This window comes from Jeotgalicoccus sp. FSL K6-3177, from assembly GCF_038050175.1.
In the GTDB taxonomy this organism is placed as follows: Bacteria; Bacillota; Bacilli; order Staphylococcales; family Salinicoccaceae; genus Jeotgalicoccus; species Jeotgalicoccus nanhaiensis.
On sequence record NZ_JBBOSK010000001.1, the window covers coordinates 1,074,366 to 1,089,200 of the forward strand.

The 14,835-nt window shown below is 43.7% G+C and carries 15 protein-coding genes; 10 read left to right on the forward strand and 5 right to left on the reverse strand.

All coding sequences use genetic code 11. The features are described 5' to 3' along the window. Window positions 1–8: 8 nt before the first annotated feature. Window positions 9–1,079, reverse strand: coding sequence for a YkvI family membrane protein (locus MHH58_RS05280; protein WP_341345241.1), 1,071 nt, complete (start codon window positions 1,077–1,079; stop codon window positions 9–11). A gap of 235 nt (window positions 1,080–1,314) precedes the next feature. On the opposite strand from MHH58_RS05280, the gene MHH58_RS05285 reads away from it, so the two are divergent. Both MHH58_RS05285 and MHH58_RS05290 read left to right on the forward strand, forming a co-directional pair. Continuing rightward, window positions 1,315–1,644, forward strand: a complete 330-nt coding sequence (locus MHH58_RS05285) for a nuclease-related domain-containing protein (RefSeq protein ID WP_341345242.1) — start codon at window positions 1,315–1,317, stop codon at window positions 1,642–1,644. Next, complete coding sequence (locus MHH58_RS05290; RefSeq protein WP_341345243.1) at window positions 1,605–2,291, forward strand: hypothetical protein; 687 nt, start codon at window positions 1,605–1,607, stop codon at window positions 2,289–2,291. The genes MHH58_RS05285 and MHH58_RS05290 overlap by 40 nt, the downstream gene beginning before the upstream one ends. 410 nt (window positions 2,292–2,701) lie before the next feature. Here the strand turns inward: MHH58_RS05290 and MHH58_RS05295 are convergent, their stop codons facing one another. Then, window positions 2,702–3,778, reverse strand: a complete 1,077-nt coding sequence (locus tag MHH58_RS05295) for a YkvI family membrane protein (RefSeq protein WP_341345244.1) — start codon at window positions 3,776–3,778, stop codon at window positions 2,702–2,704. 126 nt (window positions 3,779–3,904) lie between these two features. Beyond that, window positions 3,905–5,008 carry a YkvI family membrane protein gene (locus MHH58_RS05300; protein ID WP_135096470.1) on the reverse strand — a complete coding sequence of 368 codons (1,104 nt, stop codon included), beginning with the start codon at window positions 5,006–5,008 and terminating at the stop codon, window positions 3,905–3,907. A 173-nt stretch (window positions 5,009–5,181) separates the two neighbouring features. Between MHH58_RS05300 and MHH58_RS05305 the strand changes: the two genes are divergently transcribed. Continuing rightward, the gene (locus MHH58_RS05305) at window positions 5,182–6,639 is read left to right on the forward strand and encodes a protein adenylyltransferase SelO (RefSeq protein ID WP_341345245.1); all 1,458 of its coding nucleotides are present in this window, start codon (window positions 5,182–5,184) and stop codon (window positions 6,637–6,639) included. 30 nt (window positions 6,640–6,669) lie between these two features. Further along, a complete protein-coding gene (locus MHH58_RS05310) occupies window positions 6,670–7,287 on the forward strand; it encodes a DedA family protein (protein WP_341345246.1) in 618 nt (205 codons plus the stop codon). Between the two features lie 41 nt (window positions 7,288–7,328). On the opposite strand, the gene MHH58_RS05315 is transcribed toward MHH58_RS05310, so the two are convergent. Next, window positions 7,329–8,213 (reverse strand): ketopantoate reductase C-terminal domain-containing protein, encoded by an 885-nt coding sequence (locus MHH58_RS05315; protein ID WP_341345247.1) that lies wholly within the window; start codon window positions 8,211–8,213, stop codon window positions 7,329–7,331. A 72-nt stretch (window positions 8,214–8,285) separates the two neighbouring features. On the opposite strand from MHH58_RS05315, the gene panB reads away from it, so the two are divergent. The 3 genes from panB to MHH58_RS05330 are packed head-to-tail and all read left to right on the forward strand — an operon-like array spanning window position 8,286 to window position 10,928. Beyond that, the gene (gene panB / locus MHH58_RS05320) at window positions 8,286–9,086 is read left to right on the forward strand and encodes a 3-methyl-2-oxobutanoate hydroxymethyltransferase (protein WP_341345248.1); all 801 of its coding nucleotides are present in this window, start codon (window positions 8,286–8,288) and stop codon (window positions 9,084–9,086) included. Next, window positions 9,087–9,926, forward strand: a complete 840-nt coding sequence (panC, locus tag MHH58_RS05325; RefSeq protein ID WP_341345249.1) for a pantoate--beta-alanine ligase — start codon at window positions 9,087–9,089, stop codon at window positions 9,924–9,926. Between the two features lie 12 nt (window positions 9,927–9,938). Beyond that, entirely contained in the window at window positions 9,939–10,928 is a 990-nt protein-coding gene (locus MHH58_RS05330; RefSeq protein WP_341345250.1) for a CAP domain-containing protein, read from the forward strand. 493 nt (window positions 10,929–11,421) lie between these two features. Here MHH58_RS05330 and lexA read toward each other — a convergent pair whose 3' ends face one another. After that, window positions 11,422–12,039, reverse strand: a complete 618-nt coding sequence (gene lexA / locus MHH58_RS05335; RefSeq protein WP_341345251.1) for a transcriptional repressor LexA — start codon at window positions 12,037–12,039, stop codon at window positions 11,422–11,424. Between the two features lie 142 nt (window positions 12,040–12,181). Here lexA and MHH58_RS05340 point away from each other — a divergent pair, with 142 nt between their 5' ends. The 3 genes from MHH58_RS05340 to tkt all read left to right on the forward strand — a co-directional run bounded on the left by MHH58_RS05340 (window position 12,182) and on the right by tkt (window position 14,834). After that, complete coding sequence (locus tag MHH58_RS05340) at window positions 12,182–12,496, forward strand: hypothetical protein (RefSeq protein ID WP_341345252.1); 315 nt, start codon at window positions 12,182–12,184, stop codon at window positions 12,494–12,496. A gap of 91 nt (window positions 12,497–12,587) precedes the next feature. Then, window positions 12,588–12,833 carry a DUF896 domain-containing protein gene (locus tag MHH58_RS05345; protein WP_341345253.1) on the forward strand — a complete coding sequence of 82 codons (246 nt, stop codon included), beginning with the start codon at window positions 12,588–12,590 and terminating at the stop codon, window positions 12,831–12,833. Between the two features lie 15 nt (window positions 12,834–12,848). After that, window positions 12,849–14,834, forward strand: a complete 1,986-nt coding sequence (gene tkt, locus MHH58_RS05350; RefSeq protein ID WP_341345254.1) for a transketolase — start codon at window positions 12,849–12,851, stop codon at window positions 14,832–14,834. The last annotated feature ends 1 nt before the right edge of the window (window position 14,835 follow it).

Below are 14,835 nucleotides of genomic sequence, written 5' to 3' on the forward strand. Positions count from 1 at the left end.
GTGCTGTCTTATAATAATTTTTTGGTCGTATTTTTATTCATTATCCATCTGACCAGAAGGCCGATACCGATGAGTACACCTGCATAGCCGAAAATCGGATAGAAGAAATTAACGAGATCTACAAAGCCGATAAACGTTAAAATGTAGCCGATAACAAGAGATGTAACCAGCCAGATTTTATATTTTTTGGAATAAGGTTTTGTAAAACGCGCTAAAAATGCATACAGCAGACCGACGACAGTGTTGTAAATCAGTAAAATAATAATAATCGAGAATATAGTCCCGAAGACCGGATGAATGGCATTTGCCATAACAAGTGTCGGCAGTGCTACGCGGTTTGCCTCATCCAGTACTGCAAGCATTCCGGCATTGAGCAGAAACAGCATAATAAGAAATATTATTCCGCCGTAGACTGCGCCTCGCCGTGCGGTAAATTGTTTATCAGCATCAGCTCCCATAATGGACAGAAAGCTGAAAGCGACACCGATAACGACGCCTGAGTAGGTGATTGCATCGAACCACCAGAGACCTGTCGGTGTACGGCTGATATCTGCAGCCTGGTTCACCTCGCTGAGGACGACTTCCGGATTGAAAATATTAACCAGTGAAATGATTAATACTGCAATAATTAAAAACGGTGTCACTGCACCAAGTACAGTAACAATTTTGTCGAAATCCAAAAGCAGTGTGAAGAACACTAAAAATAACAGCACGATGGAACCAATCCAAGGTTCGAGACCGAAACTTTCTTCAAAAGCTGAACCGCTTCCCGCAATCATTATAATTGCAATCCCATACATAAAAAAAGCAAAGATATAATCGACCAATGTACCTGCAGTTTTCCCAAACAATTTATGTAATGGTACTTCATGAGAAACTACATCGTATCTGTATCCAAGCTTGGCAGTCTGCCTGCTCATAAATAATACACAGATTGCAGCAACCGCTACACCTGCAAAACTCCAGAGGCCAAAACTGGTAAAGAACTGTAAAACTTCCTGACCGGTAGAGAACCCCGCACCTACAACAATTCCCGTGTAGGCAAAAGCAAATTTAATTGCATCTTTTTGTGCTTGCACAAAAATCTCCTCCTAAATTAGTAACACAAGTGAACATACTAACACAGTTGGGCTTTTAAAATAACCGTAAATGTGTAATAAGTAATATATAATTTAGTGGTAATTTCTGTAATTATATTTCAGTGATGGTATTGATACAGTTTTGCAATTTTTGTAAGTTGTTTGGCTTTTATGATTTTTGTGGAGCATTTTGCTGTATAACTGAAATAAGCAAATTTATATTGGAGGCGGATAAATGTTCTTGAACCCGAGACTTAAATCCCATGATTTATTATTTTACGATGCGCTCGAAAAAAGGACCGAATTAACGAAACACGAAAACAGAAGACATGCTGCAGCGTTGAAAGGTTTTGAGGGAGAGTGTTTATACGATGAGATTTTTAATGATGTCGGCCACGACGATGTCTTAGTTTACCGGGACCTTTATCTTAAAATCGGAGAATCAGTTACCCAGTATGATGCGCTCGTCATTGATGATGAAGGAATCGTTGTAAACGAGATAAAAAACTACACGGAGATTACAAGGTGGAAGGCGGTGACTGGTACCGTGCCGGCCGGAGGATAACAGAAGATCCGGTCGCTCAGCTAAACCGTGCCGTCGGAAAACTGATCGGCTTGAGGAATACTGCTAACAGCAGCTTTCGGGTCAGCGGTAACCTGATTTTCCCGAGTGATGATTTTTATCTTCATACTGACGACAATTCTATTTGGAGTAAAATTGTTGTGCGTTCCGATTTAAGAAGATATTTCAGGCAGTTCCGGGGCGGGAAAATCGGTAATAAATCCCAATTCATAGTCCGGCTTTTGAGTGAACAAATCGCAGAAAATCCTTATTTTAAAAGTGATGTTGATGAGACGCGGCTGAGGAAGGGAGTGTATTGCGAACAGTGTAGCAGTTATAACTTGTTAAAAACACGTTTTCATTTCACTTGTACAGAATGTCAAAGTAAAATGACTAACGAAACACTTCTATTACGTGCGCTAAGTGATTATAAGTATCTTTTTTATGGAAAACCAATGACAAGAGTTTCCTTTATGAACTTTATTGGACACAGTCTAACATTTAAAGTTGTATACAGAATTTTATTAAAGCATTGTTACGTGGATAGAAAAGGAAAGAAAACGACATATACTTTTAAGTATCGAAATTTTGAAGAGGCCATGTCGAAAGCGGAGCTGTACTTTAAATATAAAGACCATTTGAAGGGCTGAGCTGATTGTTGGATTCCCATGTGAGTTTGATATGGGCAACGAGCGGCCTTTGGATTCCCATGTAGTTTTGACATGGGCAACTAACAGCGTTTGGATTCCCATATAGTTTTCACATGGGCAACGAGCGGCCTTTGGATTCCCATGTGACTTTGACATGGGCAACCAACAGCGTTTGGATTCCCATGTAGTTTTGACATGGGCAACCAACAGCGTTTGAATTCCCATGTAGATTTCACATAGGCAACCAGCAGCGTTTGAATTCCCATGTGACTTTGACATGGGCAACCAACAGCGTTTGAATTCCCATGTAGCTTTCACATAGGCAACCAAGAACACGAACCACCACACCCACCCAACACAAACACCCCATCCACACAAGGCGGATGGGGGTTTATCTTCTTTCACATCATCTAAAGCAGTTTTTTCTTCGTGTTTTTGTTCATAATCCAGCGGATGAACAGCGCGAGAGAGATTGCGAGGCCAATATAGCCGAGAATCGGGTAGACGATGTTGACGAGTGCGACGAAACCGACATTGGCTATGATGAAGGCGGCAACGAGCGAGACAATCATCATGATTTTATATTTCCCGGAGTATGGTGTGGTGAAGCGGGTCAGGAATGGATACATTAATCCGACTACTGAATTGTAAATCAGCAGAATAATAATGATTGAATAGACCGCCCCGAGCCACGGTGCCATATTGTCCGCCATTTCCATGGCCGGCAGCGGCACTTCGTTTGCTGTCGGCATTATTGACAGCACGCCGACATTGACGAGCAGCATTAACAGCATAATAATCAGTCCGCCGTATATTGCACCGCGGCGGGCAATAGCGTGTCTCTGAGCTTCAGATCCCATAATCGATAAAAAGCTGAACGCTGTCGCGAGCGCAAGTCCCGCATAAGTAATTGCATCGAACCACCAGAGTGAACTTGGGGTACGTGACGGTTCCACATAGTTATTGACCTCAGAGTAGGGAACGTATGGATTTAGTATGTTGTAACCGGTAATAATGACTACTGCGATAATTAAGAGCGGTGTAATTCCGCCTATGATATTGACGATTTTATCGAAGTCGAGCAGCAGTGTGCCGAATGTTAATAGTATAAGAATCAGCACGCCGAGCTGCGGATGTATTCCGAATGCCTGATTAAAAGTTGCTCCGCTTCCCGCAATCATTACAACTGCGATACCGTATAGAAAAAATATTAAAACATAGTCTATAACGAGACCGAGCTTTGCACCGAAAAGTACTCTGAGCGGCGTTTCATGTGATTCGGCGTTCAGCCTGAAGCCGAGTTTTGCCGCCTGTCTGCCGACGAACATTAGAATCAGCGCCGCCAGTATAATTCCTAAAATACTGACCAGTCCGTGACTGGCAAAAAACTGCAGTACTTCCTGTCCTGTTGAGAATCCGGCTCCGACGATGATTCCGGCATAGGCAAAGCCCATTCGCCATGAAGCACGGTTTTTACCTTGTGACATAATTTCATCTCCTGTATGTTGTTTACATAACTTATATAAACTATTAGAAAAAAGATAAACATTATAAGCGAAAAAGATATAAAAAAATCCTGCAGCTGCCGGGAGGCAGTCACAGGATTAATCATCTTATTCATCTTCATTATCCGACAATTTTTCAGCCAGCTTTCGTGCCTTAAGTTTTAAAAATACCCAGCGAATAGTCAGCATTACTCCGATAGTCATACCGACATAACCAAACAGCGGGTAAATAATATTAACGAGCTCGACGAAACCGACGTAAGTGCCGAAGTAGCCGATAATCAGCGAGGCGGCCAGCAGCATTTTGTATTTGCCTGTCCCGGGTTTTGTAAAACGCGCGAGGAAAGGAAATAAAAAGCCGACGATAGAATTATAAATTAATAATATAATAATTACCGAGTAGGCGGTACCGAGCCATGGTGACACATTTACTGCCATCTGCATCGTAGGTAGGGCCACGTCGTAAGCATTCGGTATGATTGACAGCACCCCGAAGTTTATCAGAAGCATTAACAGCGTGATTAAGAGTCCGCCGTAAACCGCACCGCGTCTGACGATAGATTGGCGGGCGGATTCAGATCCCATTATTGATAAAAAGCTGAAAGCTGTTGCCAGCGTAAAGCCGGCATAAGTAATAGCGTCAAACCACCAGAAACCAGTCGGTGTTCGTGATACATCGTTATACTGATTTACTTCCGACAGCGGGACCATCGGATTCAATATGTTATACCCTGCAATAAAAAACATTGCAATGACGAGCACCGGGGTAATGACGCCGATTATGGATACTATTTTATCAAAATCCATTAATAATGTAATAAAAGCAAGTATAATCAGAATGATTGCTCCGACTTGCGGATGAATGCCAAAACCTTCGTTGAAAGTTGCGCCGCTTCCTGCGATCATCACGATAGCGAGACCGTATAAGAAGAAGGCGAGGATAATATCAACGACGAGTCCGAGTTTTTTCCCGAACAAGGTATTCAGCGGCAGAACGTGAGATTCAGCGTGTGTCGAGTATCCGAGTTTTGCCGCCTGGCGTCCAATAAACATTACTGCGAGTCCCGTTAAAATAACTCCGATAAAACTGATAAGTCCATAACTTGCGAAAAACTGAAGCACTTCCTGTCCTGTTGCAAAGCCGGCACCGACAACGATACCGGTATATGCAAAGGCATATTTCCAGGAAGCGCGACTTTTACCATTTGCCATGATTCCAACTCCTATTTCTGTATGCTACTGATTATACCCTTTTTTATAAAAACATAACAAAAAATTTCCTGTTGTATCAAACGGAGTATTCCGTTATGCAAGATTTCCTGCGTATAGTATACTCAGGTACTAGAGATTAAGTTTGATCGTTTGTTTTGAGAGGAGAATTTTAAATGTATAAAGGCTTTAATTTTACACACGACTATAAATCGCTGCCGCGTACCTTCTGGTCGCCTTATGAACCGGAAGAATCTGAAGCGCCGAAAGTTGTTCTTTTTAATAACCACCTGGCAAGACTGCTTGAACTGGATGAGCATGCACTTGAAGACGATGCTGAGTTTTTCAGCGGCAACCGTCTGCCGGAATCAGCAGAACCGATTGCACAAGCCTACATGGGACATCAGTTCGGAACACTCAACATGCTCGGCGATGGCCGGAACGTTCTCTTAGGTGAGCATAACACAGATAGCGAAAAATACGATGTTGTCTTAAAAGGGTCCGGCGCAACGAAGTATTCGCGTCAGGGTGACGGCCGGGCGCCGATTGATTCGATGCTGCGGGAGTATATCATCAGCGAATATATGGCGAATATTGGTATTGCAACAACTCGAGCACTGGCTGTTGTTGATACTGGGGAAATGCTGACCCGGCAAAAAGTAACTCCGAGCGGCATTCTGACCCGCATCGCGAGTTCTCATATCAGAGTCGGCACTTTTGAATATGCCGTGCGCCAGTCAAAAGATGACTTAAAGGCACTTGCGGATTTTGCGATCGAACGTCATTATCCGTACCTGTCCGCGCTTGAAGAAGATAAAAAATATCTCTTATTTTACGACCATGTCGTGCGTAAGCAGGCAGAACTGATTGCACAGTGGCAGGCTGTCGGTTTTATTCATGGGGTGATGAACACGGATAACATTTCAATTTCAGGCGAAACGCTTGATTATGGTCCCTGTGCCTTTATGGATGTGTATAATCCGGATAAGTTTTTCAGTTCAATTGATACCGGCGGACGCTACCGGTACAAAAATCAGCCGCCAATCGGGCAGTGGGATTTAGGCAAGCTCGGAGAAGCGCTGTGTCCGCTGTTTAAGAGCTCCGAAGAAGAAGCGGTGCAGGCCGCCCAGACAGTGCTCGATAAGTATCCTCAGTATTATAATAGAAAGTATATTTCACTGATGGGCGACAAGCTCGGAATACTGGACCTTGATTATGAAGAGCAGTATGATGTGCAGCTGGTCGATGATCTGCTTGGCTTTATGTTTAAATATGAAGCGGATTACACACGCACCTTCCGGGACCTTTATCTGACGAATTACGATAAACTGCCGATGTTTAACGATAGTGACTTTATTAACTGGTTTGAACAGTATCAGGCGAGAAAGAAAGCTCAGAGTGCAAAAAAAGAAGAAATTGATATCGCGATGAATGCGGCGAATCCGAGTTTTATTCCGCGGAATCATCTGGTTCAAAAATCATTGGACCTCGCAGTAGAAGGTCATTACGGCGAATTAAAACAGCTGCTGAAAGCTGTATCGAAACCGTTTAACGATAAACTGGGCGGGAAATATACCGATGCACCGGGGGAAGATGATGCTGACCCGAACTTTAAAACATACTGCGGAACATAAAAATAAATTATTTCGGGGACAGAGAAAAGAATGCAGAATTTTTTAGAAGAAGTTATTAATCAGTTTGGCTACGCCGCAATTATAATCCTGATTGCAGTGGAAAATATTTTTCCACCGATACCTTCGGAAGTTATTTTAACATTTGGCGGTTTTATGACTGCAGCATCTAATATGTCAGTAACCGGTGTGATTGCTGCTTCGACGGCAGGCTCCGTCGGCGGGGCGGTCGTGCTGTATTACATCGGCGGTATCCTCGGGCTTGAACGGATGAAGCGGATAATCTTAAAATACGGCAAATGGCTGCGCCTGACGACAGCGGATGTAGACAAGTCGTATGCCTGGTTTGATAAGTACGGTCCCTGGACTGTATTTTTCTGCAGATTTATTCCCTTGATCAGAAGTCTGATTTCGATTCCTGCGGGAATGAGTAAAATGAAGATGCCGAAGTTTTTACTGCTGACCGCAGCGGGGACACTCATCTGGAATACGGTGCTGGTCAATCTCGGTGCTTCAGTCGGAGAGAACTGGGAAGATATTGCAGGAGTTATGGATGTGTATTCGAATATTGTTTACGCAATCCTTGTTATTTTAGCTCTAGCATTCTTAGCTTGGCTCTTTTACTTCAGGCCAAAGAAAAAAGTGAAATAAGAAAAGGAGAAATCACCGGATGGTGATTTCTCCTTTTTAGTTTACTGTTTTTCATAGCCGGCGAAGAGGGTGACGACCATGTCGAGCACGGGTGTGTGCAGGTCACCGTCTTCTTTCATGTTATAGATAAACTGCTGGATGTGTTCAAATTCCGTAGTGCGGTTAGCCATAACGTCATAATACATACTCGTGCCCATATCACGGGGATAGCTGTAATACATATCCATAGCAGCGTCGGTAAAGTCATCACCAATCTGCACACCGTCAGTATTGTATTTGTTTACAACGGTTATCGCTTCTTCGAGCAGCTGGCGGGTCAGCTGAACCATTTTATCATCTTCGAATATTTTTGAGGTATTTTTGCTGAGTGCGGTCACCGAGTTAATACCGACATTTATCAGCAGCTTCTCATAGCGTATTTTGTGAAAATCGGAACTTTTCAAGAGTTCGAAATTAACCTGTTGACGAACATTAATCATCGCGATCAGTTCATCGCTATAAGTATAGTCTGTTTCAGGCAGTATAATCTTTTGATTCACGAAGTGTTCGATGTAATCGTTATGCTGCTGGCCGCTGATGTAAACAACGGACGGAATCCCGCCTTCGAAGACTGAATCGTAGCCCATGCCGTTCAGTGCATAGATAATTTCCGAATTTTTGTGGGTAATATTATCAACTGTATCTTTCAGCATTTTAAGTGCCGGTGTCTTTGTCGCGATAAAGACCACATCAAATTGTTCCGATATTTTATTTACATCGTGAACCTGTATTTCATGATATGTTTTTACCTCGTCTTCGAGGATAGTAAAGCCGTCCCTCGGTGTCCGGGCCATTAATGTAAGCTGTACTTTATCCGCGGGCAGTTTAGAAAATTCGCGGGCGATAATACTGCCGACTGCACCCGCACCGATAATACCTATTTTCATATATGTCACTCCGTTTTTTTCTTGTATTTGTGGTAAAATAATTATATCTAATTTTAAGAAAGTAGGGAAACTATGAAGTCGACAGCAGATTTAATCAGCATGAAAAACAATGACAGAATAGTGATGGTAACAGCATATGATTATCCTTCTGCAAAACTTGCAGAACAGGCGGATGTGGACGTCATTTTAGTGGGAGATTCACTTGGAATGGTCGTACTGGGCTACGAATCACCGGTACAGGTGACACTCGCCGATATGATTCACCACGCGAAGGCGGCAAGACGCGGTGCAGGGGATACCTTTATCGTCGTTGATATGCCTTTCGGCTCTCATCATACAGATGTAAATGAAGGTATTAAAAACGGCATCAGATTGTATCAGAGCAGCGATGCGAATATGATCAAAATGGAAGGTGCCGATTCATTCGATGTTATCGAAGGCCTGGTGAAAGCGGGTGTGCCGGTTTGCGGGCATTTAGGATTAACACCGCAGCACTTCGGTATTACAGGCTTTAAAATGCAGGCGGGAGACGCGGAACAGGCTGAACAGCTTCTTCAGGATGCGAAAGCACTTGAAGCAGCCGGCGCATCGATGATGGTGCTGGAAGCAATTCCGATGGACCTTGCTAAAAAGGTAACGGAATCAGTCAATATTCCGACTATCGGCATAGGAGCGGGCATTCATACCGACGGCCAGGTGCTCGTTTATCACGATCTTCTGCAGTACGGCAGCGACCGTCTGCCGAAATTTGTTAAACCGTATGCGGATATAAATTCAGTTGCCGTTGAGGGGCTCACAAACTACCGGAACGAAGTGAAGAGCAGAATGTTCCCGACAGAGGAAACAACTTATAAGAAACGGGTGTACGAATAAATGCAGCATACCGGAAGCATTAAAGAAGTCAGAAGACTTTTAGGCAGAGAGAGCGGTAAAAAAATTGCGCTTGTACCGACTATGGGTTATCTGCATGAAGGCCATGCAGCGCTGATCGAAGCAGCGAAGCAGCACGCTGACCTTGTTGCAGTCAGTATTTTTGTCAATCCGCTGCAATTCGGGCCGGAGGAAGATTATGATACTTATCCGCGCGACTTAGAGCGTGATTTAAACATCTGCCGGGAGCACGGTGTGGATTTTGTTTTCCATCCGGAAGATGATGAAATGTATCCGGAGGGTATGGAATTCACGCTCGGCATTAAAACGATGGCGGATATACTGGACGGGGTAAAGCGTCCGGGCCACTTCGAAGGTGTAGTCACAGTGGTCAGCAAACTGTTTAATATTATCAGACCGGAGATTGCGGTGTTCGGTGAAAAAGACCGCCAGCAGCTGATGGTTATTGAACGCTATGTCCGGGATTTTAATGTGCCGGTTGAAATTATCGGGGTGCCGACAAAACGCGAAGAAAGCGGCCTTGCGAAAAGTTCTCGCAATGTCAATTTAAGCGGAAATGAATACAAGGAAGCATCGGAAGTATATGCTGCCTTATTAAACGCGGCCGAACAAATTAAAAACGGCACTGTAAATACGGATAAAGTGATGTCGTTTATCAGGCTGCATATCGAACAAAAGACAAGCGGCACTGTCGATGACCTCGCGATTTACACAGCGCGCGGACTGGAGCCGCTTGAAAACATCGATCAGGATGTTATTATATTTATTGCAGTGCAATTTGAAAAAGCAAGATTGATTGATAATTTATACGTCAGCATTTAATGGAGGAGTAATATGGCACGGCGGATCGCAGCGTTATTAATATTATATGCAGCCTTGTTCTTTATCTTACCGGCCATACAATCCTACGATTTCGAGGAAGGTCTGACCGAAGATTATTTTAATTACTGGCTGGAACAGAATGTCATTCCGAATTACGATACGGCAAAAATTGAACAGGTTCACGGAACTCAGGAGACGAACATCGATTATTCGCTGGGTTCCTCGTTTGAAACGGACAATGCTTCGGTCATCCATTCCGAATACGAAGGCGACTTTGTTATTATGAATCAGCCGGGAGCCTTTCACATGGTGCTCGTCCGCGACGGCATTGTGACCGGCGGCTACACTAATTCGGGCGATGTGTCATTCGGAAAGATGAGTATTGAAGGAATGAACCGGGATAAGCTGCGCGAAGTATACGGCGAACCGGTCGATTATATCCGTAAACAGTGGAAGCGGCTGAAAGTTGACCATGAAGAATATGATGTCTTCGATGCCGGAAACTATTATGCATATTTCTTTTACGATATACATGAAAACTATAAAGCGAACGGCATGCTGATTATAAATAAAGATGAAGTAATTGAAATTAACGATCTTTATAATCATCCTGCGAGGGAAGATAACGAGGAAATGCATTTTAATTTAGTGAATGCAACACGTGCTGAGTATGGTTATTCTCTGCTGGAACGGGACTCTTCTGCAGATCAAGTCGCCTACGGGCACAGCAGTGATATGGCAGAAAATAATTACTTTGATCACGACTCACCCGATGGCCGTACACTTAAAGACAGACTGATAAACGGCTCGGTTGAATTTAGACTGGCAGGGGAAAATATTGCGACCGGCCACACATCGCCGATATTCGCCCATCACAGTTTACTGAACTCTCCGTCACACCGGGTGAATGTACTGAATGATAACTTTAACCATCTCGGTGTCGGCATCGAGTATAACAGTGACAATATACCGTATTATACGGAAAATTATATACAGAAATAATGAGTGTGGCGTGCACCCGGATTCGATGAATCCGGGTGTTTTTGTTTGTTAACGGGTTGAGAGAATCACAATGGGACGATTTAATTTTTGGTGATGAAAAAAGTGAAGGTGTCGTTAGTTACTCCGTCATGTATACGCATTCCACGATACATAGTCATGACGGCAGCTCATGCATACGCATTCCACGATACGTAGTCATGACGGCAGCTCATGCATACGCATTCCACGATACGTAGTCATGACGACAGCTCATGCATATGCAAATCACGATACATAGTCATGACGGCAGCTCATGTATATGCATTCCACGATACATAGTCATGACACACTCTCATGTATACGAAATTCAAAATACATATACATGACGTACTCTCATGCATACGCAAATCACGATACATATACATGACACACTCTCATGCATACGCAAGCGCCTCCCGCCCAGCACAAAAAAACGCCCCGAACAAAGTCCAGGACGGTCAAAATTAATATTATATTAAACAAATTCTCTGAACAGACCGACAACTTTACCGAGGACGATAACGTTATCGAGGTAGATTGGTTCCATCGAAGTGTTTTCCGGCTGCAGGCGGTAGTAGCCTTTTTCTTTATAGAAGCGTTTAACAGTTGCTTCGTCGTCTTCTGTCATGGCGACGATAATTTCACCGTTGTACGCGATGTTCTGTTTGCGCACGATGACCCGGTCGCCGTCGTGTATACCGGCATCGATCATACTGTCGCCGGCGACATTCAAGAGGAAAATTTCACTGTTATGATTTGCCGTAAAGTGTTCGGGCAGAGGGAAGTACTCTTCGACGTTTTCTACGGCTGTAATAGGCAGACCTGCTGTAACTTTACCGAGCACCGGCACATGAATGACCGGTGAAGCATTGTCATCGGATGCCTGAACGATTTCGATGGCGCGGGGTTTTGTCGGGTCGCGTTTAATATAGCCTTTAGTTTCAAGTTTTGCCAGATGGCCGTGAACCGTTGAACTCGACTGGAGTCCGACGGCATTGCCGATTTCGCGGACACTCGGCGGATAGCCTTTATCATTTACGCTGCGTTTTATATATTGAAAAATATCTTTTTGTCTGTCTGTTAAATCTTTCATAATTTTACCTCCAGCCTTATATTAATTAAATTTTATCATATAGTGTAATCACTTACAAACATTTGTTCGTATTTATATTGACTGCGAACAGGTGTTCTGTTATATTGTTATTACAAACATTTGTTCTTAGGAGTGAATATTAATGACAATGAAAGATTTCAAGACGCTCACAGGATTATTCGCGGTAATGCTAAGCTTCGGGCTTTTATATAGTTTTAATATGGTTGAACCTGATTATGCGGAGAACGTACATTCTCATGAAAATACTGCATTTTCAGAAAATGCAGATGATCAAACAATCGAACAAGAAGCGAACGGTACAGTATCGGCTTCGTCAATTGATGAACCTGAAGAGGCGGAAGATAAAACAGCTGAAGAAAAACGGCCGGCAAACGGTTTTATCAGCAGCGGGACACTGACGGAACGGGTTAATTATGACGTTTCCAGCAGAAATTAAGTAATTAGTGTATATATTATCTATTAAAGTGCGGGACCATTTGGTTTCCGCACCTTTTTTATGGTAAATTATATTGGAAAGGGTGGAGCTCATGTTAGACGATCAAAAATTACAGCGTCTCAACCAGCTGGCAAAGTTAAAGCGTGAAGATAAAATATCTGAAGCGGAACTTAAAGAGCTGACCGGTCTGAGAGAAGAATATTTATCCAACTTTAGAAGTTCTTTTAAGAAACAGATTAAAAACACTAAAGTGATTGATTCGGAAGGTAAAGATGTTACCCCTGACAAAGTTAAGGCATTACGCAACAAAGATAAAAATAATAATGAAGAGAATTAAAGGAGTCGAAAGTAAATGTCATTTGATAAGACTGACTTATTAGCGGTCAATACAATTCGTTCTTTAAGTATTGATGCAATTGAAAAAGCAAATTCAGGCCACCCGGGTCTGCCGATGGGTGCTGCGCCGATGGCGTATGTACTGTGGCAAAAACATTTAAATTTTAACCCGAAAAATGTCGACTGGTTTAACAGAGACCGTTTCGTGCTGAGCGCAGGCCACGGCTCAATGTTAATTTACAGCCTGCTTCATCTTTCAGGCATTCTTGAAATGGATGACTTAAAGGAATTCAGACAGTACGAATCCAAAACACCAGGACACCCTGAGTTTAAACATACGGACGGTGTAGAAATTACTACAGGTCCGCTTGGGCAGGGATTCGCTATGAGTGTCGGTATGGCAATGGCGGAAACACACCTGAATTCTGTATTTAATACAGACGACCATAAAGTGGTTGACCACTATACTTATGTGCTTGCTTCAGACGGCGACCTGATGGAAGGGATTTCGCACGAAGCGGCATCACTTGCAGGCCACCTCGGGCTGAACAAGCTGATTGTACTATACGATTCAAATGATATTTCACTCGACGGCGATCTTGACAAGAGCTTCTCAGAAGATGTTGCGGGACGTTTTAAAGCTTATAACTGGAACTATCTGCGCGTAGAAGACGGCAACGATTTAGAGGCAATCGATAAAGCAATCACCGACGCTAAACAAAGCGATAAACCGACGCTGATCGAAGTGAAAACGGTTATCGGTTTTGGCGCACCGACCAAATCAGGCAAGTCGGATGCTCACGGCGCGCCGCTCGGCGATGCTGAACGCCAGGGAGCTTATGAAGCATACGGACTTGACCACCTGAAAACATTCGATGTGGACGAGTCAGTTTACACGCGCTTCAATGAAACTTTAACTGCACGCGGGGAAGCTGAAGAAGCTGCGTGGAACAAAGTAGTTGAATCATTTAAAGCTGCGGATGAAGAAAAATACAATGATTTCACAGCTGCGGTTAAACGCGAACTGCCTGAAAACTATGCTTCAGAACTTCCTGTTTATGAAGCGGGAACGAAAAAAGCAACGCGCGGCAACTCGGGAGATATGATTCAGGAATTATCAAAATCAATTCCGACTTTCTTCGGCGGGGCAGCTGACCTTGCAGGAAGTAACAAAACAAATGTAAAAGAAGCGAGTGACTACTCGAAAGACAATTATGCGGGTCGCAATATATGGTTCGGTGTAAGAGAATTTGCGATGGCAGCGGCAATTAACGGTATGGCTGCACACGGCGGTGTTTATCCTTATGCAGGAACATTCTTTGTTTTCAGTGACTATCTGAAGCCTGCAGTACGCTTAAGCGCACTGATGAAATTGCCGGTAACATACGTCTTCACTCACGACTCTATCGCAGTCGGCGAAGACGGGCCGACACATGAACCGGTTGAACAGCTCGCGGGTCTACGTGCCATTCCAAATCTGAATGTTATCCGTCCGGCAGACGGCAACGAAACGCGCGCAGCCTGGAAAGTTGCACTGGAGTCTGAAGACACACCGACAGCTCTAGTACTGACACGTCAGGATCTCACTGTTTTGGACATCGATAAAGAAAAAGTCGAAGAAGGCGTGCGCCGCGGCGGCTACCTCGCTTATGACGGCGGAGACGATGCAATTGTCTTTGCAACAGGAAGTGAAGTCTCACTCGCAGTTGAAACTGCAGAAAAACTGGCAGCAGAAGGCGTTAATATTAAAGTTGCCTCAATTCCAAACGTCCAGGCATTCTTAAACCAGGATGAAGAATACATTGAATCAGTGCTAAATACTGATATTGAAAACCGAACAGCAGTTGAAATGGCTGCGAGCCTCGGCTGGCACAGATTTGTCGGCATAAAAGGCAAACTGTTAACAATTGATACATTCGGAGCAAGTGCACCGGGCGGGGAAGTCGTTGAACGCTACGGCTTTACCGTAGAAAACCTGGCAAATATTATCCGCAGTAAATAAG

Coding starts and splice junctions, on each gene's coding strand:
- MHH58_RS05295 (WP_341345244.1), bottom strand. CDS start 3,778: ATGTCACAAGGTAAAAACCGTGCTTCATGGCGAATGGGCTTTGCCTAT.
- MHH58_RS05330 (WP_341345250.1), top strand. CDS start 9,939: ATGGCACGGCGGATCGCAGCGTTATTAATATTATATGCAGCCTTGTTC.
- MHH58_RS05340 (WP_341345252.1), top strand. CDS start 12,182: ATGACAATGAAAGATTTCAAGACGCTCACAGGATTATTCGCGGTAATG.
- tkt (WP_341345254.1), top strand. CDS start 12,849: ATGTCATTTGATAAGACTGACTTATTAGCGGTCAATACAATTCGTTCT.
- lexA (WP_341345251.1), bottom strand. CDS start 12,039: ATGAAAGATTTAACAGACAGACAAAAAGATATTTTTCAATATATAAAA.
- MHH58_RS05285 (WP_341345242.1), top strand. CDS start 1,315: ATGTTCTTGAACCCGAGACTTAAATCCCATGATTTATTATTTTACGAT.
- MHH58_RS05305 (WP_341345245.1), top strand. CDS start 5,182: ATGTATAAAGGCTTTAATTTTACACACGACTATAAATCGCTGCCGCGT.
- MHH58_RS05315 (WP_341345247.1), bottom strand. CDS start 8,213: ATGAAAATAGGTATTATCGGTGCGGGTGCAGTCGGCAGTATTATCGCC.
- MHH58_RS05345 (WP_341345253.1), top strand. CDS start 12,588: ATGTTAGACGATCAAAAATTACAGCGTCTCAACCAGCTGGCAAAGTTA.
- panB (WP_341345248.1), top strand. CDS start 8,286: ATGAAGTCGACAGCAGATTTAATCAGCATGAAAAACAATGACAGAATA.
- panC (WP_341345249.1), top strand. CDS start 9,087: ATGCAGCATACCGGAAGCATTAAAGAAGTCAGAAGACTTTTAGGCAGA.
- MHH58_RS05310 (WP_341345246.1), top strand. CDS start 6,670: ATGCAGAATTTTTTAGAAGAAGTTATTAATCAGTTTGGCTACGCCGCA.
- MHH58_RS05300 (WP_135096470.1), bottom strand. CDS start 5,008: ATGGCAAATGGTAAAAGTCGCGCTTCCTGGAAATATGCCTTTGCATAT.